The organism is Kushneria marisflavi (assembly GCF_002157205.1).
Lineage (GTDB): Bacteria > Pseudomonadota > Gammaproteobacteria > Pseudomonadales > Halomonadaceae > Kushneria > Kushneria marisflavi.
In genome coordinates, this window is record NZ_CP021358.1 from 1,714,229 (window position 1) to 1,738,403 (window position 24,175).

Annotated in this window: 19 protein-coding genes and 1 pseudogene; 10 read left to right on the forward strand and 10 right to left on the reverse strand. The window is 60.5% G+C overall.

Going from position 1 to position 24,175, the window contains the following annotated elements; translation table 11 throughout:
• Window positions 1-2: 2 nt before the first annotated feature.
• On the reverse strand, window positions 3-314 hold the full coding sequence (xseB, locus tag B9H00_RS07840) for an exodeoxyribonuclease VII small subunit (RefSeq protein ID WP_086900189.1): 312 nt from the start codon (window positions 312-314) through the stop codon (window positions 3-5).
• Between the two features lie 385 nt (window positions 315-699).
• Between xseB and serA the strand changes: the two genes are divergently transcribed.
• From serA to B9H00_RS07860, 4 genes are all read left to right on the forward strand, one after another.
• The gene (gene serA / locus B9H00_RS07845; RefSeq protein WP_086900190.1) at window positions 700-1,947 is read left to right on the forward strand and encodes a phosphoglycerate dehydrogenase; all 1,248 of its coding nucleotides are present in this window, start codon (window positions 700-702) and stop codon (window positions 1,945-1,947) included.
• Between the two features lie 408 nt (window positions 1,948-2,355).
• On the forward strand, window positions 2,356-3,522 hold the full coding sequence (locus B9H00_RS07850; RefSeq protein WP_086900191.1) for a zinc-dependent alcohol dehydrogenase: 1,167 nt from the start codon (window positions 2,356-2,358) through the stop codon (window positions 3,520-3,522).
• A gap of 121 nt (window positions 3,523-3,643) precedes the next feature.
• The gene (locus B9H00_RS07855; protein WP_086900192.1) at window positions 3,644-4,525 is read left to right on the forward strand and encodes an NAD(P)-dependent oxidoreductase; all 882 of its coding nucleotides are present in this window, start codon (window positions 3,644-3,646) and stop codon (window positions 4,523-4,525) included.
• Window positions 4,526-4,682: 157 nt separating this feature from the next.
• Complete coding sequence (locus B9H00_RS07860; RefSeq protein ID WP_086900193.1) at window positions 4,683-5,489, forward strand: phosphatase PAP2 family protein; 807 nt, start codon at window positions 4,683-4,685, stop codon at window positions 5,487-5,489.
• A 78-nt stretch (window positions 5,490-5,567) separates the two neighbouring features.
• Here the strand turns inward: B9H00_RS07860 and B9H00_RS07865 are convergent, their stop codons facing one another.
• The 3 genes from B9H00_RS07865 to B9H00_RS07875 form a co-directional block, all read right to left on the reverse strand.
• Window positions 5,568-7,037, reverse strand: coding sequence for a sodium:solute symporter family protein (locus B9H00_RS07865; protein WP_086900194.1), 1,470 nt, complete (start codon window positions 7,035-7,037; stop codon window positions 5,568-5,570).
• A 170-nt stretch (window positions 7,038-7,207) separates the two neighbouring features.
• Window positions 7,208-7,603: a RidA family protein gene (locus B9H00_RS07870; protein WP_086900195.1), complete on the reverse strand. Its 396-nt coding sequence runs from the start codon at window positions 7,601-7,603 to the stop codon at window positions 7,208-7,210.
• A gap of 84 nt (window positions 7,604-7,687) precedes the next feature.
• A complete protein-coding gene (locus B9H00_RS07875) occupies window positions 7,688-9,139 on the reverse strand; it encodes an N-acyl-D-amino-acid deacylase family protein (protein ID WP_086900196.1) in 1,452 nt (483 codons plus the stop codon).
• Between the two features lie 177 nt (window positions 9,140-9,316).
• Between B9H00_RS07875 and B9H00_RS07880 the strand changes: the two genes are divergently transcribed.
• The 3 genes from B9H00_RS07880 (at window position 9,317) to B9H00_RS07890 (ending at window position 14,065) form a co-directional block, all read left to right on the forward strand.
• Window positions 9,317-10,096 (forward strand): IclR family transcriptional regulator, encoded by a 780-nt coding sequence (locus B9H00_RS07880; protein WP_086900197.1) that lies wholly within the window; start codon window positions 9,317-9,319, stop codon window positions 10,094-10,096.
• A 126-nt stretch (window positions 10,097-10,222) separates the two neighbouring features.
• Complete coding sequence (locus B9H00_RS07885; RefSeq protein WP_086900198.1) at window positions 10,223-11,440, forward strand: amino acid deaminase; 1,218 nt, start codon at window positions 10,223-10,225, stop codon at window positions 11,438-11,440.
• Window positions 11,441-11,710: 270 nt separating this feature from the next.
• A complete protein-coding gene (locus tag B9H00_RS07890; RefSeq protein ID WP_086900199.1) occupies window positions 11,711-14,065 on the forward strand; it encodes a beta-glucosidase family protein in 2,355 nt (784 codons plus the stop codon).
• A 94-nt stretch (window positions 14,066-14,159) separates the two neighbouring features.
• Here B9H00_RS07890 and B9H00_RS07895 read toward each other — a convergent pair whose 3' ends face one another.
• From B9H00_RS07895 to B9H00_RS07910, 4 genes and pseudogenes are all read right to left on the reverse strand, one after another.
• Window positions 14,160-15,017 (reverse strand): SDR family oxidoreductase, encoded by an 858-nt coding sequence (locus B9H00_RS07895; protein ID WP_086900200.1) that lies wholly within the window; start codon window positions 15,015-15,017, stop codon window positions 14,160-14,162.
• Between the two features lie 121 nt (window positions 15,018-15,138).
• Window positions 15,139-16,023, reverse strand: a pseudogene (locus B9H00_RS07900) (SDR family oxidoreductase).
• Window positions 16,024-16,384: 361 nt separating this feature from the next.
• On the reverse strand, window positions 16,385-17,038 hold the full coding sequence (locus tag B9H00_RS07905; protein ID WP_147376563.1) for a CPBP family intramembrane glutamic endopeptidase: 654 nt from the start codon (window positions 17,036-17,038) through the stop codon (window positions 16,385-16,387).
• A 130-nt stretch (window positions 17,039-17,168) separates the two neighbouring features.
• The gene (locus tag B9H00_RS07910) at window positions 17,169-18,224 is read right to left on the reverse strand and encodes an aldo/keto reductase (protein ID WP_086900202.1); all 1,056 of its coding nucleotides are present in this window, start codon (window positions 18,222-18,224) and stop codon (window positions 17,169-17,171) included.
• An 86-nt stretch (window positions 18,225-18,310) separates the two neighbouring features.
• Here B9H00_RS07910 and B9H00_RS07915 point away from each other — a divergent pair, with 86 nt between their 5' ends.
• Both B9H00_RS07915 and B9H00_RS07925 read left to right on the forward strand, forming a co-directional pair.
• Entirely contained in the window at window positions 18,311-18,940 is a 630-nt protein-coding gene (locus B9H00_RS07915) for a TetR/AcrR family transcriptional regulator (protein WP_211329602.1), read from the forward strand.
• A gap of 742 nt (window positions 18,941-19,682) precedes the next feature.
• Window positions 19,683-20,459: a TatD family hydrolase gene (locus tag B9H00_RS07925; protein ID WP_086900204.1), complete on the forward strand. Its 777-nt coding sequence runs from the start codon at window positions 19,683-19,685 to the stop codon at window positions 20,457-20,459.
• Window positions 20,460-20,937: 478 nt separating this feature from the next.
• Here B9H00_RS07925 and B9H00_RS07930 read toward each other — a convergent pair whose 3' ends face one another.
• Together B9H00_RS07930 and glsB are read right to left on the reverse strand one after the other, a co-directional pair.
• Window positions 20,938-21,732 (reverse strand): SDR family oxidoreductase, encoded by a 795-nt coding sequence (locus B9H00_RS07930; protein ID WP_086901770.1) that lies wholly within the window; start codon window positions 21,730-21,732, stop codon window positions 20,938-20,940.
• A gap of 193 nt (window positions 21,733-21,925) precedes the next feature.
• A complete protein-coding gene (gene glsB / locus B9H00_RS07935) occupies window positions 21,926-22,849 on the reverse strand; it encodes a glutaminase B (protein WP_086900205.1) in 924 nt (307 codons plus the stop codon).
• Window positions 22,850-23,092: 243 nt separating this feature from the next.
• Here glsB and pyrB point away from each other — a divergent pair, with 243 nt between their 5' ends.
• Entirely contained in the window at window positions 23,093-24,133 is a 1,041-nt protein-coding gene (gene pyrB / locus B9H00_RS07940) for an aspartate carbamoyltransferase (protein WP_086900206.1), read from the forward strand.
• Window positions 24,134-24,175: the final 42 nt, after the last annotated feature.

The following is a 24,175-nucleotide window of genomic DNA, read 5'->3' on the forward strand; positions in this document are numbered from 1 at the left end:
CATCATGCGTCGTTGTCGTGCGATTGTTCATTCAGCGGCGGGGACACCAGAGCGCCGTCATCCTGCTCCAGCAGCTGTTGCACCCGCAGTTCGGCCTGCTCGAGTCGAGCGCGGGCATCTCGCACCAGCGCGATACCACGCTCGAAATCTTCAAGCGACGCTTCAAGGCCCGAGTCTCCGGATTCAAGGCGTCTGACCAGGCCCTCAAGCGCGGCAAGGGTACCGGCGAAATCGGATGGGGTCTGCGCTGCAGGCGTCGATGACGCCGCCGCAGCCTGATCGTTTAAATGAGCGGACTCGGGCCGTTGTGTCATGCATCATCCTGTAAACGCCGGAACATGGCTTGAGATCAAGGCGTCGGTCACGATCAAGCGCCGACCGTCAGCAAGTATACACATCCGTTACGCTTTTGACGCCGCCCGCCCCTCGTATCAGGGCACGGCACCCACGCGTGTGACAAGAGCGTTCATGCATCAAATTCATGCAGCACACGCGGAGCTTTCACTGTGCCGTGCGCGGCGGGCCCATGCACCCTGACCGGCGCCATGGTAGGATAAGCCCCCCGCCGAGGCGGGCTATCCGGGCAGCCTCTCCCGCTGCCGTATCGATGCCCGATAACTTTCGGCCGATATCGGGTCATGCCCGCTATCGCTGTTTCTACTTTCCCTCAGGCCAGCCGATTAAAGGGTTGATGCGCACATGGCTAAAACGTCTCTGGACAAGAGCAAGATCAAGGTTCTGCTGCTCGAGGGCGTCCACCAGTCCGCCGTGGACAACTTTCAAAATGCCGGTTACAGCAACATCGAGCGACTGACGACGTCGTTGAGCGAAGAGGATCTGATCGAAAGGATCCGCGACGCCCATTTCATCGGGATTCGCTCGCGCACGCAATTGAACGAACGTGTGCTGGACGCCGCCGAGCGTCTGGTGGCCATTGGCTGTTTCTGCATCGGCACCAACCAGGTTGATCTGCCGGCGGCGCTCAAGCTCGGTATTCCGGTATTCAATGCGCCCTACTCCAATACCCGTTCGGTCGCCGAGCTGGTACTGGCCGAGACCATCATGATGCTGCGCGGCATTCCCGAGAAAAACGCGCGTGCCCATGAGGGTGGCTGGCTGAAATCGGCCAGCAACTCGTTCGAGGCGCGTGGCAAGACGCTGGGCATCGTCGGCTACGGCAGCATCGGTGCACAACTGTCGGTGCTGGCCGAGTCGGTCGGTCTCAACGTCATCTATTACGACACCATCACCAAGCTGGGCATGGGCAATGCCCGTCAGGTCGGCAGCCTGCAGGAACTGATGGCGCGCGCCGATATCGTCACCCTGCACGTCCCCGAAACACGCTCGACCACCTGGATGATCGGACGTGACGAGCTGGCGCTGATGAAGCAGGGCAGCTATCTGATCAACGCCTCGCGCGGCAAGGTCGTGGACATCGAGGCACTGGCCGAAGTGCTGGAATCCGGCAAGTTGCTGGGTGCCGCCGTCGACGTTTTCCCGATTGAGCCCAAGGGCAATGACGAGGAATTCGTCTCGCCGCTGCGCAAGTTCAACAACGTGATCCTGACGCCGCACATCGGCGGCTCCACAGTCGAGGCGCAGGAAAACATCGGCGTTGAGGTGTCTGAAAAGCTCATCACCTTCTCCGACAACGGCACCACGATCACCTCGGTCAACTTCCCCGAAGTGGCCCTGCCGTCACATCCGGACAAGCACCGTCTGCTGCACATTCACCGCAACGTGCCAGGCGTTCTGTCCGAGATCAACCGCGTGCTGGGCAACGAAGGCATCAACATCTCCGCCCAGTTTCTTCAGACCAATGAAGAAGTTGGCTACGTGGTCATTGATGTCGACAAGGCTTATGGTGAACAGGCGCTCAACGCCCTGCGCGAGGTCAACCATACCCTGCGCACGCGTGTGCTCTATTCGCAGGCCGACAGTGAGTAATCCACGGCCAACCGGCCCGGAGGGAACAGTGCCATGAAGGATCCGCGGCTTCTGATCGTGATCGTGGCCGACATCGTCCTGGTACTGTTTTTTGTCTTTGCCGCGCTGGCCTAGTGCCTGACAGGCAGGTCACCACGGGCCATCAGCGGGCGCGCTCTTCAAGAGGCGCCCGCTGTCGTGTCAGCGGCGTCCTCGCCACTCTCTCTCCCCTTTTCATGACGTATGACCCTCATTGTCCGTCTGACCTGCCGCTCCGTTTACATCGCGTATCGATAAATCGTTAGCCGCCTATCGCTTCGCTTTCTACACTAAACCTCTGGCCGGCAGGATGTCGGCCATCGCCAATCATTTCTGCACGGCCATGATGGTTCAATCATCAGTGGCCGGGTATGTCAGGGAGAAGAAATCATGAAGGCACTGGTTTATCAGGGCAGCAACGACGTTCGCGTTGAAAATGTTCCCGAACCCACGCTCCAGCAGGACGATGACATTGTTCTGCGCGTGACCTCGACGGCCATCTGCGGCTCCGACCTGCATCTTTATCGCGGCTCGATGCCGGCCACCGAGCCTGGCGATATCTTCGGCCATGAGTTCATGGGCATCGTCGAGGAAGCCGGCTCCGCCGTCACCAGCGTCAAGAAGGGCGACCGCGTGGTCGTGCCGTTCGTGATCGCCTGCGGCAGCTGCTTTTTCTGCCAGCATTCGCTGTATGCGGCGTGTGAGACCACCAACCCCAACGAGGGCGCGGCGCTGAACAAGAAGTCGATTCCGGCGCCGGCGGCGCTGTTTGGCTTTTCACACATGTACGGCGGCATTCCCGGCGGTCAGGCCGAGTACGTGCGCGTCCCAAACGCCAATGCCGGCCCCTATGCCATCCCGGACGGCCTGGACGACGAACAGGTGCTGTTCATGTCGGACATCCTGCCGACCGGTTATCAGGCAGTCCTCAATGCTGGCGTCAAAACGGGCTCGAGCCTGGCCATCTTCGGGGCCGGCCCGGTGGGGCTGATGTCGGCAGCATGCGCGCGCATGGAAGGCGCCGAGCAGATCATCATGATCGACAATCAGCAGTACCGTCTTGATTTCGCGAAGAAGGCCTACGGCGTCGAAACGCTCAACTTCGATCAGGTCGAGGACGTGGCCGAGGCGATCATTCAGCTCAGCGAAGGCCGTCGTGGCGTGGATGCCGTGATCGATGCCGTCGGCTATGAGGCCAAGGGTCACGGCGGCAAAATGCCGGCCATGAACAACTTTGAGGTCGAAAGCAGCGATATCGCCCTGCACCAGTGCCTGGCGGCCGTTCGTCGCGGCGGCAGCATCAGCATCCCGGGCGTCTACGCCGGCGCCGTAAATGGCTTTTTGATCGGGGATTTCTTCGACAAGGGGCTGACCATGAAGGGCGGCCAGACCCACGTTCATGATTATCTGCCGACCCTGATGGAGGCCATCGACCAAGGCAGACTCAAGCCCGAGGCGATCATCAGCCATCGCATGAAGCTCGATCAGGCTGCCGAAGGCTATCGCATGTTTGATGCCAAGGAAGATGACTGCCGCAAGATTGTGCTGACGCCGTAAGACAGCCTGCGCCATCACGCCAACGCCCCGGCCCCGCCGGGGCGTTTTTGCGTTCCCGTTTTCACGCTCATCGCGCTACGCTGATGCGACCTGTTTGCCATCCTCAATGGAGCACTGCCTCATGTCACATGACACGACCGTTGCCGTTCTTGGCCTGGGCGCCATGGGCCACGCCTTTGCCGCCAACCTTTTAAACAATGATCTGTCGGTACGGGTCTGGAACCGCACCCGTTCACGGGGCGAGGATCTGGCCAAACGTGGCGCGCTTAATGCCGACAGCGCCGTGGAGGCCGTCAGCGATGCACGATTTGTCATCACCATGCTGCCCGACTTCGAGACGACTCATGACGTCCTGCTCGGTAACGGCGGCGCGCTGGAACATGTGCCCGACAAGGGCGTGGTGATCCAGATGGGCACCATTGGCGTTGAACAGACCGAAACGCTGATTCACGAGATCGAGACGGCACGTCCGGATGTGATCTTCATTGATGCGCCGGTCTCTGGTACCAAGGCCCCGGCCGAACAGGCCACCATCTCGGTACTGGCCAGTGGCGATCAAAAGGCCGCCGAAGGAATCGATACGGTATTCGATGCCATCTCAAAGCGGGTGGTCTGGCTGGGAGAGGCCGGTCGCGGATCGCGAATGAAGCTTGTCGTTAACGCCTGGCTGATCCACATGATGCAGGGCATTGCTGAAAGCGCCCGTCTGGCCCGGACACTGGGGTTCTCGACCGATGATCTCTGGTCGGTGCTCGAGGGTGGCCCGCTGGCAGCCCCCTACGTGAAGGCCAAGCTTGGCAAGATCGGCATTGAAGAGTACAGCGCTCAGATGGCGCTGGAATGGGGACTCAAGGATGCTCAACTTGCGCTTGAAGCCGCCGGCGATACCGACCTGCCGGGGCTGGCTCGCATCAGCGAGATCTGGCGTGATGCAGTGGAGGCAGGCCTGGGCCAACAGGACATTGCCGCCATCCACGACTACCTCAGTCGCCATCAAGGCTGAAACGGCTGGTAATCAAATATCTTCGGCCTGTCACACTTTAGTGGCGGGCCGTATCTTTTTTACAAGAATCCCAGCCTTGTGCACGCAATGACACAATAACAATGTCATGAACCTTTCATACTGGCCTCACCTTAAAGTGACCTTATTGTGAAAGCTCATGACCACTCTCTCCTTTCGACACACTGACAGCCGCAATGACACGTCAGTCCTTCGCGAAAGCCTGATCGCACTGGCCGCGCTGGCGCTGCTGGTGGCGACGACGCTGATCACCTTCGTAACGCCTCTGCCCTTGGAACATCAGGTCATGCTGGGCATCAATCAGATGGCCCGTGAAAGCGTGCTGTTTGATTTCATCATGAATGTCCTCTCCTATCAGAACCTGATTTCCGGCGTGGTGCTGGTCGCAGGCTTCTGGGCGCTATGGTTTATGCCGTCCCTGATGGCTCGTCGCGCGGAGCTCTTGACCTGCACCGTGGCCGCTTTCGGATCAGCAGCACTCAGCCGCATCATGCAGCAACTGACGCCGGAGCACCCACGGCCGCTGCAGGACCAGGCATTGAACATGACGCCGCCGACCGGAGTCGATGCTCAGACCCTGCATGATTTCAGCTCGTTTCCCAGCGATCATGCGGCTGTCTATATCGGCCTTGCTTACGTGATCTGGCGACTGCATCGAAAGCTTGGCCTGGCCGCGTTCGTCTTTGCCGCCCTGCTCTGCTTTACCCGGGTCTATCTCGGCTTTCACTTCATCACCGACATCATCGGTGGTGGAGCGCTGGCCATTTTGACCGTTCAGGTTGCCCTGCTGCCGCCGTTTCAGCGCATCGGCGGCTGGCTGGTCGGCTTTAGTCAGACTCGTCCTCACTGGTTCTATCCGCTCGCCTTCGTTGCCTGCTACGGCATTGCCACGCTGGTAGAAGAGCTACGCGAGCTGGTCGGTGGCCTATTGCGTGTGATGTTTTAAGCGACCCTGACAGGACCATACGCTCAGAAAAAGGGGCGCCCCGATGGTCGGGGCGCCCCTTTTCATGGCCTGGCTTTCTCAGGGTTTGGCCGTCGGCATCTCCATACGCGCGCGCTCTTCGTTCAATATGTTCAGCGCCTGCTCGCGCGTGACACTGGAACGCGGTGTCATGAGCGTTACGGTGACACCAGCGAGCACCGCCACCACCACGGCCGGAATACTCGGGTTGCCCCAGAAGGCTTTCATGGTAGCGCTGGCAGAGACCACCAGCGAAGTGACCGAGGCCGCGACCAGCGTGGCGATTGCCCCCTGCCAGTTGTAGCGGTCCCAGAAGCGACCCAGCAGACCGCAGACAAAAAGCCCGGACATGACGGTGGCAATCATGGTGGTGATGTAGGTAATGACATTATTGGTGATCAGCGCAAAGGCCAGTGCCAGACCAATGGTCACGATCAGCGCGAAACGTGAAAACAGCACCACCTTCTCCGGGGCCGGCACATGCCCGGTCGCCATGACCCACAGATCGCGCATCATGATGGCCACACCCGCCAGCGCATCGGAACTGGCACTCGACATGGTGGCAGACAGCCCCGCAATCAGTACCAGCATACCCAGCCCCATCGGCAGCACCTGAGTGGCCAGATACGGAAAGGCGTAGTTGCTGTTATCCAGATCCGGCGCCAGCGTATGGGCCGCCATACCGACAATCGCCGGGATAATGGAAAAGGCCAGATACAGCACACCGGTAAAGAGAAAGGAGCGGCGCACGCTGCTCACCGACTGCGCCGAATAGATGCGCTGACGATACGACGGCGTCGCCAGTACGCCCACACCTACCACGACCGCCAGCGACAGCGCCGGCACCAGCCCCAGCTGTGCCACGCCAAACCAGCTCTCGGCCGCGCCCGGGCTCATGTTATCCCCCAGATGCGAGAACCCGCCGATATCGATCAGCGCAAACACCGCCATGGCGATAAACCCCAAAAAGAGCAGCACGGCCTGCACGGTATCGGTCCAGACCACCGCCATGTAGCCGCCAATCACGCAATAGAGCCCAAAACCGATGGCCACGATGATCTTGGCCAGGCTCAGATCGATACCGGCAATCCAGGAGAGATACATGCCACCGCCCAGGATATGCGCCCCCAGCCAGCCGATACTGGCCACATAGATCAGCACCGCCACCACGTTGCGTACCAGCCGGCTGCCGCCCACATAGTACGAAAGCTCCTCGCTCATGGTCATGAAACGAAGCCGACGCATGGGCGCAAACCACCAGGCCAGCAGCAGAATGCCGATGGCCCCTCCGATCCCGTACAGCGCGCCACCCCAGCCATTGTTGTAGCCAAAGCCGACCGCCCCCATGCTCGATCCCGTCCCCACCATGGTGGCCACGGTCGTACCGATGGTCAGAAAGACAGGAACGCCGCGACCGCCCAGCAGAAAGTTGTCGCCATCACCGCGATAGCGGCGCGACATCACGCTGCCGAACACGATCATGGCCAGCAAAAAGGCGAAAAATCCGATCAGAAAAAAGGTGGTGTGCATGGAAGGACCTCTTGTGGTTATTGGGCAGGTCGTCTGATGCCATGAAGCCTGTTGTTGCGATGCCGCGGTGCCGGTGAAAAGACGCGCATGCCTGTCGAGAAACGGTGCCTGCGATAGACTGATGATCAGGATTGCCGGGACAGTGAGCATTCACTGACCCGGCAGATCGATCAGCCCTTGCGGTCGGATCTGAAGCACTTCATGTCGACCTCGACCTTGCAGTCGACCACCAGGTCCTGAACGCTGCAGATGCGCGCCGGCGGATGGTCACCAAAGATCTCGGCAAACACCTTGTTGAACGAGCTGAAATAGCGCGCATCGGTCAGCACGGCCGTGACGTGCACCACGTCCTCAACGCCGTAACCGGCGTCCTTCATGATCATTAGGCAGTTCTCGAACGCGAGTCGTGACTGCTCGATAATGCCGCCCTCGACCACTTCGCCATCGGTCATTGGGGTCTGCCCCGACACAAACAGCCAGCCGTCAGCCTCGGTCGCCTTTGCAAACGGCAGTTTCTGCCCGCCGGTGCCGATACCGCCGCCAGTGCCATAGCGCTTGATACTCATGGGTGACTCCTGTTGCCTGAATAAAGGATTGAATCCGTTACGGGCTGTCATGCCCTGTGGATGTTCTTGATGCCCTGAAAGGACTCAGGACGCACGGCGTCGCAGCATTCGGCCGGCACGCTGCACAAGCGCGCCGGCCTGATAGGCGATGCGCCCGTTGACCATTACCAGCTCGATGCCACGCGCTGGAGCAATGGGGTCGCTGAAGGTCGCCACATCTTCAAGCGTTGCCAGATCAAAGAGTGTGAGATCGGCAAAGGCCCCCTCACGAATCTCGCCGCGGTCGGTGAGTCCGAAATTGTGCGCCGAAAGACCGGTCATCTTGCGAATGGCTTCCGGCAGTTCAAACAGCTTCTCGTCACGACAGTAGTGAGCGATCACTCTGGGGAAGGCGCCCCACAGGCGAGGATGGGGGTGCGGATCGTTGGGTAGACCGTCAGAGCCCACCATGGCCAAGGGATGCGCCAGAATGCGGGTCATGTCAGCTTCCGACATGTTGTGATAGACCGCCCCGGCCGGCTGCAGCCGTTTGGCAGCCTCCATCAGCGACACCCCCCAGGCGCGTGCGATTTCATCCAGCCCTCGACGAGCCATTTCCGGATGCGGCTCGGACCAGGTAATGAAAATATCGATCTCATCGGTCACCTGACCGAGATCCAGCGTCGAGGAACCCGCGGTATAGGGGTAGCAGTCGCAGTGGCAGGTCTGTCCGGCAGCCGCGTGTTCAAGGCGCTCAAGCGCCAGCGGCGCGTTGCCCCAGTTGCCGACGCCGGCACACTTCAGATGCGAGATCACAAGCTCGGCACCGCCGTGACGAGCGGTGGCGAACGCTTCCTCCATGGCCTCCGGGAGACCTGCAAACTCATCGCGCAGGTGGGTGGTGTAGAGCGCGTCCTGGCGTCCCACCTCATCGACCAGCGCATGCATCTCTGCAAGCGGCGCTTGGCGCGCGTTTTTGTACGCCAGCCCCGAGCTCATGCCGATGGCGCCCTCCTTCAGTGCCTTCTCGAGCTCAAGGCGCATCGACTCGATCTCGTCACTTGTCGCCGGACGGTCAAAGGCGTCCATCAGATTGGCCCGCAGCGCCGTGTGCCCGACCAGTGCGGCCACGTTGACGGCAGGCCCGGCCGCATCGACCGCCTCGGCGTAGTCGGCAAAGTTCGGGTAAACGAAGTCCTCGTGCCGCCCAAGCAGGTTCATGGGATCGGGCACGACGTTGCTGCGAAGACGTACCGGCGCCGCGCTGATACCGCAATTGCCGACCACCACGGTGGTCACGCCCTGGGTGAGCTTGGGCAGCATCTCGGGTGTGCGGATGACGTTGGTATCGTCATGGGTGTGAACATCGATAAAGCCGGGGGCGAGATAGCGGCCATGCGCCTCGATCACCTCATTGGCGTGGGCATCTCCAAAATTCCCCACCGCCACAATACGCTCATCGCGGATGGCAACATCGGCCTCGAAGGCCGGTGCACCGGTGCCATCAAGCACCATCGCGCGGCGAATCAGAACGTCGAAAGGATGGGATGTGGACATGAGAGGCTCCTGGGCATGGCGGCATCACTATCACCGTAATTGTCCGATATATCGGACACTTGTCCATCTTGCCGGACAGGCTTATCCTGCTCCCATATCGAGATCGAATGCAAGTCGTCAAATGACACTATCCGGTGCACGATGGTCGGATCATCGTTGGACAAGAAGCGAGCTGTCATGTCGGAGTCACCCACTACCCCAAACGCCCCCGCGGCCTCGTCCGCCAAACGCGCCCGGGGCGTCGATCGCGTGATTGATCTGTGTACCCAGCTGCATCGGCACAAGGCGCCCATGACGCCGCGAGAGCTGGTCGAAGCCACCGGTGCGCCGCGCTCAAGTGTTTATGAGCTGGTCAGCATCCTGAGCGAGGCCGGATGGCTGGAGGTGGATCGCGATGGGCGCATTTTCTTCGGCCGCGCCATGCATCTGTTCGGTCTGGACTATGCCCGCCACAACGATCTGATCAGCCGGGCTCGCGGTGTACTGCGCCAGCTGGCGGCCGAATTCAACGAGACCAGCCAGTTCTGCATGCTGGAGGGCAACAAGTACACCGTGGTGCTCGATGACAATGGCACCCGTCCCTTTCGCATCAGCGCCGACACGGGCGTGCGCATTCCGATTCCCTGGACGGCGTCGGGGCGGGTCCTGCTGGGCGACATGACGTTTGAGGCGATCAACGACTTCATCCCGCCGGAGGACTTCATCCTGCCGGATGGTCGCGAGATTGTTCGTGAGGACTTCCTTACCGAGATCGATCGGGCCCGCGAACAGGGTTACGCCATAACCGAGGGACTTGCCGACAGCTTTGCCTGCTGCCTGGCGGTACCGGTACTCGATCAGGGCGGCCATGCCCATGCCACGCTGTGTTTCACCATCGGCCGTGATGCCCCACAGGCACGGCGTGACGAGCTGCTGGACGCCCTGAAGCAGGCCGCCCGCACGCTTTACGGGCACTGACGCTTTATCGATCCGGCGCTGTACGCACTCCAGCGCCCTGTGAACATCAACGCTTTACGGACACTACGGCGCCGATATCGGCGCCGGATGACAACAACATCAATACCCCGTCAGGAGCGCCACACCATGCACACCCCTTCGCTCTCGTCTGCCACAGGCCAGCCTCCCCAGAAGGGCAGTTTGATACTCGGTGACCACCTGCTCACCGGTGTGAGTCTGCCGGCCATGGTGCTGCATCAAAAGGTGATCGAGCACAACATCGCCTGGATGCAGCATTTTGCCGATCATCATCACGCTCACCTGGCCCCGCACGGCAAGACCACCATGATGCCGGCGCTCTTTTCACGTCAGATCGAGGCCGGCGCGTGGGGGATCACCCTGGCCACCGCACCCCAGTGCGCGGCAGCCTTTGCCCACGGTGTCAAACGTCTGCTCATGGCCAATCAGCTGATCGGACAGGCCAACATGGCGCTGGTCGCGCAAATGATCGAAGACGGGCTGGACTTTTACTGCACGGTGGATCACGCCGATAACGTTCGCGCGCTCAATGATTTCTTTGCGGCCCGCGGCCAGCAGCTTCAGGTGCTGATCGAGCTTGGCGTGGCCGACGGGCGCTGCGGCGTGCGTGATGGTGAGGCGTTAAGCGCATTGGTAGAGGTCATCCGGCAGGCCCCGGCGCTCAGGCTGGCCGGCATCGAGGGCTATGAAGGCATGATCGGCGGCGACAGTGCGCTGGAGGACGTGCGTGCCTATGGTGCCCGGCTGGTGGAGACCGTCAGGCACCTTCACGACAGCGGCGTGCTGGCAACGCCAGCGCCCATTGTCACGGCATCGGGATCAAAATGGTTCGACCTGATTGCCGAAGCCTTTGACCAGGCCGAGCTGCGCGAACACTACACCCCGGTACTGCGTCCGGGCTGTTATGTCGCCCATGATCACCGTCTTTATCGCGAGGCCATGGAAGCGGTCAGCGAACGCCGTCCGGAACTTGAAGGCACGCTCGAGCCGGCACTCGAAGTCTTCGCTCAGGTGCAGTCGCTGCCCGAGCCTGGACTTGCCATCGTGGCCATGGGCAAGCGCGATATCTCCTGCGACCCGGATCTGCCCATGGCGCTGAGGCTGTACCGCGATGGCGCTCTTGTGCGTGAGGTGAGCGGCTGGCAGGTGGTGCACATCATGGATCAGCACACCTTTCTGCGCGTCCCTGAAGAGGCCGATATTCAGATCGAGGACGTGATCGCCTTTGGCGCTTCGCATCCGTGTCTGACGTTTGACAAGTGGCGCCAGGGACTGTGGGTCGATGACGATCTAGCGGTGACCGCCGTTGAGCCGACATTTTTCTAATCCTCGAACGCCTTTGATACCCGAGCCCTTTCAGGGTTCGCCCTCCGCCTGAATGCCGGGCCGCTGTTCTCTTGAGCAGCGGCCCGGTTGCGTGTACTGACGCCGGTTCACAGTCGCTCATGATTGCTGGCACTCGCTGGCAAATGCTGACGTTTTGACACACTACAGTCTGCTGAATACGACTAAGGTAGTCCGCTTATTGACCGTTCCATGCCCGGCGATCGCCGTGATCCCGGGCCGGCATCCTGTTCTTCCGGAGACACCCAACGCATGCGCCAACGCTTTCTTTTGCCCGTGATGACGCTGTCTGCGATGTTCAGCGCTCAGGTGCTGGCCACACAGATGCCCCCGGTGCCGGATCAGCGCCCCGGCCGGCTGGCGCAGGCTGAACAGACTCTGAATGAGCGCCTGTCCCAGGCGCCCTGGATGGACCCGCATCGAAGCCCCGACGAGCGCGCTCGCGCGGCGTTGAACGAGATGACCAACACCGAGAAGATGAAGCTTTTGGCCGGGGATTTTGCCGCGCCAATGGATACGTCACAGCGCGTGCGCGGTGCCATCGGCTCGGCCGGATTCGTGCCCGGCATCAGCCGGCTGGGCATTCCCGCCCAGCAGCAGACCGATGCCGATCTGGGCGTGACCAATCCCGGCTGGATCGATCCGGACCGTCAAGCCACGGCGCTGCCGTCGGTGCTGGCCGCCGCGGCCACCTGGCAGCCTGACCTCTCCCGTCAGGGTGGCGCCATGATTGCCCGCGAGGCGCACCACTACGGTTTCAACGTACTGCTGGGCGGCACCGCCGGCCTGGTGCGTGACCCGCGCGCCGGTCGCAACTATGAAATGCCCGGCGAGGACCCGCTGCTGTCGGGCATGACAACGGCGGCCAAGATCAACGGCATCGAAAGCCAGCACGTGATGTCGACCATCAAACACTTTGCCATGAACGCCCAGGAGACCGGGCGCCACAAGCTCAGTGCCGACATCAGCGATCAGGCGCTGCAGGAATCCGATCTGCTGTCGTTTCGCTACGCGCTGGAACACAGCCATCCAGGCGCTGCCATGTGCGCCTATAACCGGGTCAATGACGACTATGCGTGTCAGAACGGCTATCTGCTCAACCAGGTGCTCAAGGGTGAGTGGGGCTATCCCGGCTTTGTGATGTCCGACTGGGGCGCGGTCTACTCGGCAGCCCCTTCTGCCAATGCGGGACTGGATCAGCAGTCGGCCGCAGAGGACTTTGACGGCGTGGTCTATTTTGGCGCGCCGCTGGAGAAGGCAGTCGAGCGCGGCGAAGTGCCCCGCGAGCGCATCGACGACATGGCCTATCGCATCCTGCGCAGCTACTTTGCTTCCGGCATCGTCGACCATCCGCCCGCGCGTGAGCCGATCGACAAAAAGGCCAATGCCGATGTGGCTCAGCGCATCGCCGAAAATGCCATGGTGCTTTTAAAAAATGATCAGGGCGTGCTGCCACTGGAGGGTGCGCGGGACAAGCGCATCAGCGTGACCGGCGCTCATGCCGACCGCGCCGTGATTGCCGGCGGCGGCTCGGCCGCGGTGGTGCCGATGGACGGCGACGCCATGCCGGATCTCAACCCGCCCAAGGGCGTCAACACTCAGCGGCTGTATCCCAAATCCTCACCGCTGGGCGCGATCGGCCTGCATGCACCCGACTCGAACGTCACCTTCAGCCCGGGCGATGACATCGATGAAGCCGTCCGTCAGGCGCATGAAAGCGATGTGGCCGTGGTCTTTGCCCAGCAGTGGACCTCGGAAACCATGGACATGCAGAGTCTGGCGCTGGAAGGCCAGCAGAACGCGCTGATCGAGGCAGTCGCCAGGGCCAATCCGCGCACGGTGGTGGTGCTGGAAACCGGCGGGCCGGTGGCCATGCCCTGGCGTGACGATGTCGCCGCCATCATGGAAGCATGGTATCCGGGTCAGCGCGGCGGCGAGGCGATCGCCAATGTGCTCTTCGGGCAGAAAAATCCGTCGGGCCGACTGCCGGTGACCTTCGCGCAAAATGACGAGCAACTGCCGCGCCCAAATGTGCCGGGGCTTGCCATCGGCAACAGCGCCTTCTTTGATGTCGATTACAACCGTGAAGGGGCCGATGTGGGCTATCGCTGGTTCGAACGCGAGGGTAAAACGCCGCTTTATCCCTTCGGTCACGGGCTTTCCTACACCACCTTCGAGCGTCACGGGCTCAGGCTTGAGAGGCAGGGTCAGAAAGTGACGGCTCACTTTACGGTCACCAATACCGGGGATCAAAAGGGCCGTACTACGCCGCAGCTATACGTTCACGCCCCTGATGGTTCACCGGCTCGGCTAGGGGGCTGGCAGAGCCTTGAGCTCGCGCCCAACGAGTCGAAAGCGGTCAGCCTCGAGATCGACCCACGCCAGTTTGCCCGCTATGACAGCACGCAGCGCCAGTGGCATCTGGACGGCGGCGACTATCAGGTGGCCCTGGCTGATTCGGCCACCGACATTGATGAGACGCAGCACATAACGTTGCCGGCCGGGACAGTGGCGATAACACCACTGGCGCCCGAACCCGCGCCGTCCGCAAAACCGCAGGAACAACGCGTGGCGACTAACGATTCAACATCGGACGGCTCGCTCTGACGTCGAAATGATGTGGCATGAAAAAACCGCCTCCGGTCCGGCCGGAGGCGGTTTTGAACGTCTGCAGCGCAGCACCCTGATGGATAAAAGTGCTCTAGTTAATAATCGCGCCGCCGTTGATGTGCAGCGAGTGACCGCTAATATAGGAGGCGTCCTTCGAGGCCAGAAAAACGTACGCCGGCCCAAGTTCACTGGGCTGACCGGCACGCCCCATGGGCATCTTCTCGCCCAGCGTCTGCATGAGGGTCGGATCAAAACGTCCCATGGTCGAGGGCTGAATCGGCGTCCAGATCGGTCCTAGCGCCACTTCGTTGACCCGAATGCCTTCCTTGATCAACGACTCTGACAGCGAGCGGGTAAAGCCCGTGATCGCGCCCTTGGTCGAGGTGTAGGCCATCAGCATGGCGTTGCCCACGAAGGGATTGATCGAGGTCGTATTGATAATGCTGTCCCCGGCCTTGAGGTGCGGGCGCACGGCCTTTGCCATGTAGAAGTAGCCGTGGATGTTAACGTCAAACGTGTCGCGCCACTCATCATCCGGGATATCAGCAATATCCTGACGCACCACCTGTACGGCGGCGTTGTTGACCAGAATGTTGATCTCGCCGAAGGCCTTTAACACCTGTTCGACGGCCTGCTGACAGAAGGCGCTGTCGCGCACGTCGCCGCTGATCAAAAGCGCCTGGCGACCTTCGGCTTCGATCAGGCGTTTTGTCTCTTCGGCGTCGTCATGCTCATCAAGATACATCACGGCCACATCGGCGCCTTCACGCGCAAAATGCACCGCGGCGCTGCGACCGATACCGCTGTCTCCCCCGGTAATCACCGCCTTTTTGCCCTCGAGCTTGCCGCTGCCGCGATAGTCATCGCGAATGATCTCGGGCACCGGGGTCATCTCATGCTCGATCCCGGGCTGACGATTCTGGGACTGCACTGGAAACTGGTCGGCCATGTTTGAAATCTCCCTTTTCAATGGACTTTGTATTCGATAGGCATCAGGACAGGCCTCATGCCTGCCCTTCGCAGGGCCGGGTAAAGGTGTCTGAAAAGGCCCCATCCCCTGTTGCGCCATATCAGCCGTTGACGATCATGCCGCCGTTGACGTGGATGGTCTGGCCGGTCACGTAGCTGCTGTCGCGGCAGGCCAGATAGACGTAGGCCGGCCCAAGCTCTGCCGGCTGACCGGCGCGTCCCATGGGCGACTGGCTGCCGAAGTCCTCGACAATACTCTCGTCGAACGGACCCATAGTAGAAGGAATCAGTGGCGTCCAGATTGGGCCGGGCGCGACCTGATTGACGCGAATGCCATCCTCGACACACATTTTCGAAAGCGCGCGCGTAAAGCCGGCGTTGGCGCCCTTGGTCGTGGTATAGGCCAGCAGATTGGCATTCCCGGCAAAGGCATTGACGGAGGTCGTGTTGATCACCGCGCCCTTCGTCTCGCGCAGGTGCGGGATGGCGGCCTTGGCCATGTAGAAGTAGCCGTGGATATTGACGTCAAAGGTGCGCCGCCATTCTTCGTCCGAAGTCTCCTCCGGGCGGTTATGCAGCACCTGCTAGGCGGCATTGTTGACCAGCACATCCAGCTTGCCGAAGGTATCGACGGTCTGCTGCACCGCATTGCGACAGACCTCGGCGTCAGCGACATCACCGGCGATCAGCAGCGCCCGACGGCCTTCCTGCTCGATCATCCGTTTCGTGGCTTCAGCATCGTCATGCTCATCAAGATACAGGATGGCCACATCGGCGCCTTCGCGCGCAAAGTGCACGGCTGCGGCACGACCGATGCCGCTGTCCCCTCCGGTGATGATGGCCACCAGGTCCTGCATCTTGCCGCTGCCGCGATAGTCCGGGTGCATGAACTCGGCCGGCGGGGTCATCTCGCCTTCAACGCCGGGCTGGCGGTCCTGCTTCTGCGGGGGAATCTGTTCTGCCATGACGGTTATGCTCCTTGTCATTGAGTAGCGAAGGCTACTCGTCCCTGATCACATCACTGCGCACATCACGGGGTGATGGCTATTTGCGACGAATGTCTAAAGCGTAGACGTCCTGATCCACCCTGCAATTCGCCCTTCGCCACAGGGCGCTAGACTTCGACAGAGCAGAACTTCAAAAGATGCCAGCATCGGATGGATCAAATGACAAAAGGGGGGACCACGATGTTCAGGATCATGGGCACAAGATAACCCACGCCGACAATCAGACTGGAACCACAGCCCCCAGCAGGAAAAGACAACAACTCCGGCAAGCCCGTCGATCTGAAAAATAAAGGCGAGCAGGTTTCGTCTCCATGAATGAGAGGGTCAAGGAAGAAAGGGTTCAGAAGGGCCGGGCCGAGGCTTCGGGCGTGAAATACCAGCCGACGCCGGTGACAAAGAGCAAAAACCCTGTCAGGCCATGCAGGGCCCAGGACTCGACAAGGCCACGCTGACGGTAGGACCAGGCGAACAACAGCCCGCCCACGAACGACACGAACAGTACCATCCAGTTCCAGAACATCACGTGAGCGAGTGCAAACAGCGTGGCATTGAGCACGATGGCACGGTGGCCTTCCGGCAGGATCGCGGCGTAGCGTCGGAAAAAGAGCGTCCTATAGATGAGCTCCTGTGGCAGGGCAGACAGGAGCGGATAGGCCACCAGCAACCCCCAGAACACGGATCGTTCCTCGCGCCATAGCCAGAAGGTTGCCCATGGCTGCAGCCACTGGATGGCGATCCAGCCTGCCATGAATGTGGCAAGCCCGATGCCTGCGATAAGCGGCGCGCGCACGTCTCGCCAGCCGTGCAGGACCGAAGACCACCGAAATTCGGGTGTCATGCACAGGAGAATCAGACCAATCCCCAGAAGCGGCAGGATCGAGGGAAACAGCTGCCCCGGCGTCGCCACAAACGCCATCACAACGGGGGCCGCTACGAACAGCGCCCCCATTTCCAGGGTCAGCCGAAGATGGCCTAGTGATCTCAGGCTCTCCACGACGACGCCATGATCCCGTCGCGCTCCCCAGGGCGCGCGGGGTCGCGGGTCAGCGCACGGATATCAGCCCCACACAGACGATCAAGGATCGCCGCACCGACCTGGCCGGTAGCGCCGGTGACAAGGATCGTCATTTGGCCCCCCACTGAGCCTCGGGCATCCTGCCGGTCTCCATCAGGCTGCGGCGCGCACCCTCACCCGAGGCCATCATCCAGCTGGGGTATTCCGGTGCCAGGGCGCTTGCCGCATTCAGGGCGGCCAGGTCGTCCTCGGACAACGCCACCTCGGCGGCCTTCAGGTTGTCCTCCAACTGATCGAGCCGTTTCAGCCCGAGGATCACGCTGGCAACAACCTTCTGATGCAGCAGCCAGGCCAGCGAAATCGCCGCGAGGGTGGTGTGATGCCGCGCGGCGATATCATCCATCACGTCCAGAAGCGGCGCGCCGCGCGCTTCGTTCACCGGGGGGAACGGAACGGTGACGCGGCGGCCTTCATCACTTTTGCGATACTTGCCCGTCAGATAGCCCCCGGCGAGCGGACTGAAGACCATCAGGCCCAGACCCTCGGCCTCAAGCAGTGGTACGATCTCGCGCTCCACGTCGCGCCCGACCAGCGAATAGTAACCCTGATAGCTCTGGAACCGCTCCAGCCCCAGACGCCTGGCATCACCAAGCGCCGTTGCCAGCTGCCACGCGGCCCAGTTCGACACGCCGATGTAACGGACGAGACCCTGCCGGACAAGATCATCCAGGGTGCGCAGCGTTTCCTCGACCGGAGTGGCGGGATCGAAGCCGTGCAGTTGGTAAAGGTCGATATAATCGGTGCCGAGACGCTTCAGACTGCCATGTACCTCGTGCAGGATATGCTGGCGCGAGGCACCGCCATCGTTCGGCCCGGCGCCGGTGCCATGCTCGAACTTGGTCGACAACACAACGTCCTTGCGCGCGATACCGAGCGATGACAGGGCGCGACCCACGATCTCCTCCGACTGCCCGCCAGCATAGACGTTGGCCGTGTCGATGAAGTTGATGCCCGCGTCGAAAGCACGGCGCAGGATCGCTTCAGCGTCGTCCTGCATGACGCCGCTGGCGGCAGCATAGGGGCCGCCGCTTTGACCAAAGGTCATGGTGCCCAGGCACATTTCGGAAACGAAGAGACCGGTTCGACCCAGAAGGTTGTAGCGCATGGATATGCTCCTATTGTGATCAAGCCATTTGGATATTACGATACCGAACAGTATCGGAACTGTGCAGTATCGTATTAAGGATGTCAATGACCAAAAATGATGTTTCTGTTGCCACGCGAGGTCGCAAACGCGACCCCGAACGTGACGGCGCCATTCTGGAGGCGACGATCGATCTGCTGGCGGAGGTCGGCTATGACGGGCTGAGCACGGCAAAAGTGGCGGATCGCGCGCAGGCCGGGAAAGGCACGATGTATCGCCGCTGGCCGACGAAAACCGATCTGGTACTGGACGCGGTCGCGCACATGAAGGCGCAACAGATCGACCTGGAAGCGCTGCCTGATACCGGCTCGTTACGGGGCGATCTTCTGGCGATGTTTCAGCCTCAAGACGGCGTGCGGGTGGACCGAATATTGCGCGCCATGGCAGGTGTGGTGTCGATGATCAGCCAGGTGCCGGGATTGGCAGAAACGGGCGACTACTCAATCTTCGAGCCATGGATCACGGCGAATGAGGTGCTGATGGAGCGCGCCAAAACACGAGGTGAAATCCCATCAACGGCAGATATTGCGCTAGCCGCCCAGATCATCCCCTCCATGGCGGCCTATCGCGCCCTGATCCTGAGAGTCGCGATCGATCATGACCTGCTGGTGCGTCTTGTTGAACAGGTGGTGCTGCCAGCTCTGCGCGAGAGCCCTGTAAATCCGGCGCGCTCCTGAAACGGCGTGGGCACAGGCCTGTGCCCAATGGCGCTGATCTCCTGCTGTCAAAGGCATACAGCAAATGGCGGCCTTGTCCGCGTGATGCACCGCGCGAAACAGGGCCGCCTGAAGCCCTTGCACGACACTGGCCCTCTGCCCGCAGGTCACGGTCCAGTTGACCGCACCCCACGATCTCACCTTGTTTCGGTTCGCCGGGCAGCGCGCGATGACATTGATCTCGAAGTAAAAACCGGCCAGCCAGGTCACGCCGAGAGCCACCGGGTTCGGACAGAATGTTCGGGCAATACGCGGTTCTTGACCTCCATGACCCCGGTTTATTCGAGAAGGAGAAGGGTGAGGACAATCGGTCGATGTCCGAAAGGTCCGCATCGCGTAAGTGCATGTGGTGCGCGGCCAGGGGCAGCTGTCGAGTGTCCATGGATACCTCCGCGCCCGGCGTCCGTTGCAGGACGCAATAAACCGTCGGCCGCAAGACGTCGAACAGCTCGGCCAGACCGCTGATCAAATAGTCACCTGTGTCATGCATGCGCCGTGGCTGGATCTGGCGGCGATCCGACAGTTTTGGCCTCTCTCCCTTCAGCTTCTCCTTCGCGTGGGCAACTGGTAGAGCCTTGAGCTTTCTCCCGGCGAATCCGGCCGGCGGTCCCCACCATCCACCCTTCGCGACAGAGCGCTACACTCCGGCATAACCGACCTTCAAATACACCGAGCTGAAGGCAACCACCACAGGAGCGATGATATGCGACCGACGTTTGTGGATACCCACTGCCACTTCGATTTTCCACCGTTTCACGGTGACGAAACACGAAGCCTGCAGCTGGCCCAGGAAGCCGGTATCGAGAAGATCATTGCGGTGGGCGTCTCGGCAGAGCGCTTTGCCGGGGTGATGTCGCTGGCCGAGCGTTTTGATCCGGTGTATGCCGCGCTTGGCATTCACCCCATGGCGATAAATGATTTTCGCGCCGAGCATCTCCAGCAGCTGGAAGCGTGGCTTCAACAGCGCCCTGACAAGCTGGTAGCCATCGGTGAAATCGGACTGGATCTTTTTATCGACAATCCACAATTTGACCGACAGGAAGCCCTGCTGGATGCCCAACTGCGACTGGCCCGCCAATACAATTTGCCAGTGATCCTCCATTCGCGCCGCACGCACGACAAGCTTGCCATGCATCTGCGACGCCTTGATCTGCCCCGGCGTGGCGTGGTGCATGGTTTCGCCGGCAGCGAGCAACAGGCGCTGGCCTTTATCAAGGCGGGGTACTTCATTGGCGTGGGCGGGACAATGACCTACGAGCGCGCCAGCAAAACCCGACGCACCCTGTCGCGCCTGCCGCTCTCTTCACTGCTGCTGGAAACGGATTCTCCGGACATGCCCGTGCAGGGGTTTCAAGGCGAGCCCAATCGCCCCGAACGGATCAACAACGTCTGGCAGTGCCTGTGTGATATCCGGGAAGAGTCACCACAGGACGTTGCCGAGGCCATTCGTGACAACACCCGCCGGTTGTTTCATCTCTAACTCACAGGGTCACCAGATGAGGGCTGAAACCGCCAGATCGTGAGGGTTGCGGTAAGAACAGCTATGGCAGCGCGGCATGCCACCCTGTTCTGAAACCATTATCAAATAAATTACGTAATAATGTATCTATTTGATAAAACCATAATTGGTTAAAATTTAATCCGAACAAAAAATAAGCAGTATTGTCGATTTATGGCATGCCAAAAGGATTCTCTGAAGAAAGTAGTGTCTGGAAAACGGTTGTCACAGCGTTTTTGAAACAAAAATGCCCACGACAGGTAAAAAGCACCATCGTCTGAGAAGTGAACAGCAATATTGCTGTTCAGGTCGACTGAAATATTCTGACGGCTACATCATTCAATGGACAGAAAAGTATCCGCCATACAGATAAAGGAGCGCCGGCATACGGCATAAAAAAGCCCGCGCCATGGGAGATAGCGCGGGCTTGAGGCCAATTAGCGTAATTTATGTAATAACGTTACGTATTAAGGATAACGCCACCGTTGAGATGAATGGTCTGACCATTCATGTAAGAAGACTCCTCGCAGGCCAGATAAACGTAGGCCGGTGCCATTTCGCTGGGCTGGCCAACGCGCTTCATGGGCACCTGCTGGCCAAAGTTTTCAACCTTCTCCTCATCCATGGTGGCCGGAATCAGTGGTGTCCAGACAGGGCCGGGGGCCACGGCATTGACGCGAATACCGCGTTCAACCAATGACATGGCCATCGAACGCATAAAACCCTGAATGGCGCCCTTGGTCGCGGTGTAGTCGATCAGGGTGTTATTGCCCTTGAAGGCGTTGACCGAAGAACTTTCGATGATACTGTCGCCCGCGGTCATGTGCGCCAGTGCATGCTTCACCGTGTAGAAATGGCTGAAGATATTGGTACGGAAGGTGCGCTCGAGCTGCTCATCGGGGATTTGCGTAATGTCATCCCAGTCGTGTTGTTCGGCAGCGTTGTTGACCAGAATATTGAGGCCGCCCAGCTCGCTGACGGTTCTGTCGACCATTTCGCGACAGAAATCGGCATCGCCCACATCGCCTTTCATGACGAGACAGCGCTGCCCTTCGGCTTCCACCAATACACGTGTTTCTTCGGCGTCCTGATCTTCTTCGAGGTAACTGATGGCAACATCAGCGCCCTCTCGGGCGTAGTGCACGGCCACGGCCCGGCCGATACCGCTGTCGCCACCGGTAATCAGCGCGATTTTGCCCTTGAGTTTATCGGTGCCACGATAGCTGTCCCGGATATATTCCGGTGGCTCCTGCATGCGATGCTCATCACCGGGCTGTGACTGGGGGGCACGGGTTGAATTGGCCACTGTTCAAACTCCTTTTGAAACATGGATTAATGTTGACGCCGCCAACTTCCTGGCGCGTCTCTATCCAAGCGTAGAGCGCCCTGCAATGCGTTCAAGAAGGGTCTGAATCGGGGTACCGGCGTTTGTCAGAACGCCGGCGGTCTCAATAGGAAAGCGGTGAAAATACCGACCAGCCGATCTGCTCGCTGAGCCGTTCCAGTACGGCCATGCCGACCAGCGAATTACCGCTGGCGTTGAGCGCCGGTGACCACACGCAGATGCTGTAGCGGCCCGGCACTACGGCCACAATGCCGCCGCCCACGCCGCTTTTGCCCGGCAGCCCCACGCGATAGGCAAAGTTGCCTGCCTCGTCATAGAGCCCGCTGGTGGCCATGATGGCGTTGACCTGCTGGGTCTGGCGCGGCGTCAGGATGTGCTCATCACTGTGCAGGCAGCGCCCGCCATTGGCCAGAAAGGAGAAGCCGCGCACCAGATCCACGCAGCTGGCCGTCAGCGCACAGTGGTGAAAGTAGCTTTTGAGCACGGCCTCTACATCGTTGTGGAAGTTGCCAAAGGACTGCATGAGATAGGCCATGGCCGCGTTGCGAGCCCGATGCTGGTATTCGGACTCGGCCACCACCCGATCGGAAATGATCTGCGCGTTATCGGTCAGTCGGCGTACCAGATCGCGCATGGACAGAATCGGAGCGGCGTAGCGCGACTGGTTGATGTCAGCGATCACCAGCGCACCGGCATTGATGAAGGGATTACGCGGGCGGCCCTTTTCAAACTCGAGCTGTACCAGCGAATTGAAGGCCTGACCCGAGGGCTCATGGCCAAGTCGCTCCCAGAGGCTTTCTCCGCCGTGCGAGATGGCCTGAACCAGACTGAAAACCTTGGAGATGCTTTGAATCGAGAAGGGCGTATCGGCGTCGCCGGCCTGATAAAGCGCGCCATCGGTGCCGAGCATGGCAATGCCGAGCTGATACGGGTCAACGTCCGACAGCGCCGGAATATAACTGGCCACATGCCCCTGACCGAGCAGTGGTCGTACGTCATCGAGAATGGATTCCAGCAGTGCCTGCATGTGTGATCGCCGTCCTGACGCGGGGCTCTCGCCCGGATGGAAAAAAGCGAGCGCAGTGTATCGCGCTGACCGGCGCCCGCCCATCCTGTCATGCCATAACGAGGCGGCCACTTGAAAAAAGCGCCTGACAGGGACTGATCCCCCGATGAAGGGCAAGGGCCTGTCGCGCTACACTAGCGCGCGTTTGTGCCCCACAGTGCCTGCTGTGGCGGCTTGAGTTCCTCCCAGCCAGAGGCGAGTGCCATGAGTGCCCATCTGTTGTCCGTTGATAACCTGTCCCGCGACTACGTCGATCACCTCTTTCACGTGGCGCGGCGCATGGAGCCGATCGCCCAGCGCCGAAAAATCACGCGGGTGCTGGAAGGCGCCGTGCTGGGCAATCTTTTTTTCGAGGCCAGTACCCGTACACGCATGAGCTTTCACTCCGCCTTCAGCCGGCTGGGCGGCAGCGTTTGTGACACGACAGGCTTCACCTTCTCCTCGATGGCCAAGGGCGAGTCGCTGTATGACACCAGCCGCGTCATCAGCGGCTATGTCGATGCCATCGTCATGCGCCACCCGGCCCTGGGCTCGGTGGCCGAATTTGCCGCGGCGACCCATGTCCCGGTCATCAACGGCGGCGACGGACCGGGCGAACACCCCAGCCAGGCCCTGCTCGATCTTTACACCATCAACAAGGAATTCGAGCGGCTCGGCAAGGCCCTGCCCGGTGCGCATCTGCTGCTGACCGGCGATTTGAAGTACGGGCGCACCGTACACTCGCTTCTGAAGCTTTTGGCCCTCTATCCGCCGATGCAGATCACGCTGGTCTCGCCGCCGGGCCTTGAAATGCCCTTTGAGCTGATCGATCGGGCCGAAAATGCCGGCCACCGGGTCATCCAGCGCGACACGTTGCAGGCCGACTACAGCGATGTGGACGTGGTCTATGCCACACGCATCCAGAAGGAACGCTTTACCCAAGAAATGGTGGAGGGATTCAGCCTGTCGAGCGATTTCAGCGTGGACCGCGCTTTCCTGGATCAACGCTGCAGCACGCACACCATCGCCATGCACCCGCTGCCGCGCGACAGCCGCCCCGGTGCCAATGATCTGAATGTAGATCTCAACGACGATCCCCGACTGGCGATCTTTCGCCAGACCGACAACGGCATTCCGGTGCGCATGGCGATCTTTGCCACGCTCATGGGGGTGGCGGACACCTTTGATCGCGACCTTCGCGATGTGGGCTGGCAACCGCCGCATCGAATCGGGGTCGATGATGCCGACTTCATTGCTCTGAAGTGAGTCATTACTTACAAAGCGGGCCTTTAGGGATAAGTCAGCGGA

Coding starts and splice junctions, on each gene's coding strand:
- B9H00_RS07870 (WP_086900195.1), bottom strand. CDS start 7,603: ATGAGTATCAAGCGCTATGGCACTGGCGGCGGTATCGGCACCGGCGGG.
- B9H00_RS07915 (WP_211329602.1), top strand. CDS start 18,311: ATGACCAAAAATGATGTTTCTGTTGCCACGCGAGGTCGCAAACGCGAC.
- serA (WP_086900190.1), top strand. CDS start 700: ATGGCTAAAACGTCTCTGGACAAGAGCAAGATCAAGGTTCTGCTGCTC.
- B9H00_RS07850 (WP_086900191.1), top strand. CDS start 2,356: ATGAAGGCACTGGTTTATCAGGGCAGCAACGACGTTCGCGTTGAAAAT.
- B9H00_RS07890 (WP_086900199.1), top strand. CDS start 11,711: ATGCGCCAACGCTTTCTTTTGCCCGTGATGACGCTGTCTGCGATGTTC.
- B9H00_RS07880 (WP_086900197.1), top strand. CDS start 9,317: ATGTCGGAGTCACCCACTACCCCAAACGCCCCCGCGGCCTCGTCCGCC.
- B9H00_RS07865 (WP_086900194.1), bottom strand. CDS start 7,037: ATGCACACCACCTTTTTTCTGATCGGATTTTTCGCCTTTTTGCTGGCC.
- xseB (WP_086900189.1), bottom strand. CDS start 314: ATGACACAACGGCCCGAGTCCGCTCATTTAAACGATCAGGCTGCGGCG.
- B9H00_RS07875 (WP_086900196.1), bottom strand. CDS start 9,139: ATGTCCACATCCCATCCTTTCGACGTTCTGATTCGCCGCGCGATGGTG.
- B9H00_RS07855 (WP_086900192.1), top strand. CDS start 3,644: ATGTCACATGACACGACCGTTGCCGTTCTTGGCCTGGGCGCCATGGGC.
- B9H00_RS07895 (WP_086900200.1), bottom strand. CDS start 15,017: ATGGCCGACCAGTTTCCAGTGCAGTCCCAGAATCGTCAGCCCGGGATC.
- B9H00_RS07930 (WP_086901770.1), bottom strand. CDS start 21,732: ATGCAGGAGCCACCGGAATATATCCGGGACAGCTATCGTGGCACCGAT.
- B9H00_RS07885 (WP_086900198.1), top strand. CDS start 10,223: ATGCACACCCCTTCGCTCTCGTCTGCCACAGGCCAGCCTCCCCAGAAG.
- B9H00_RS07860 (WP_086900193.1), top strand. CDS start 4,683: ATGACCACTCTCTCCTTTCGACACACTGACAGCCGCAATGACACGTCA.
- pyrB (WP_086900206.1), top strand. CDS start 23,093: ATGAGTGCCCATCTGTTGTCCGTTGATAACCTGTCCCGCGACTACGTC.
- B9H00_RS07925 (WP_086900204.1), top strand. CDS start 19,683: ATGCGACCGACGTTTGTGGATACCCACTGCCACTTCGATTTTCCACCG.
- glsB (WP_086900205.1), bottom strand. CDS start 22,849: ATGCAGGCACTGCTGGAATCCATTCTCGATGACGTACGACCACTGCTC.
- B9H00_RS07910 (WP_086900202.1), bottom strand. CDS start 18,224: ATGCGCTACAACCTTCTGGGTCGAACCGGTCTCTTCGTTTCCGAAATG.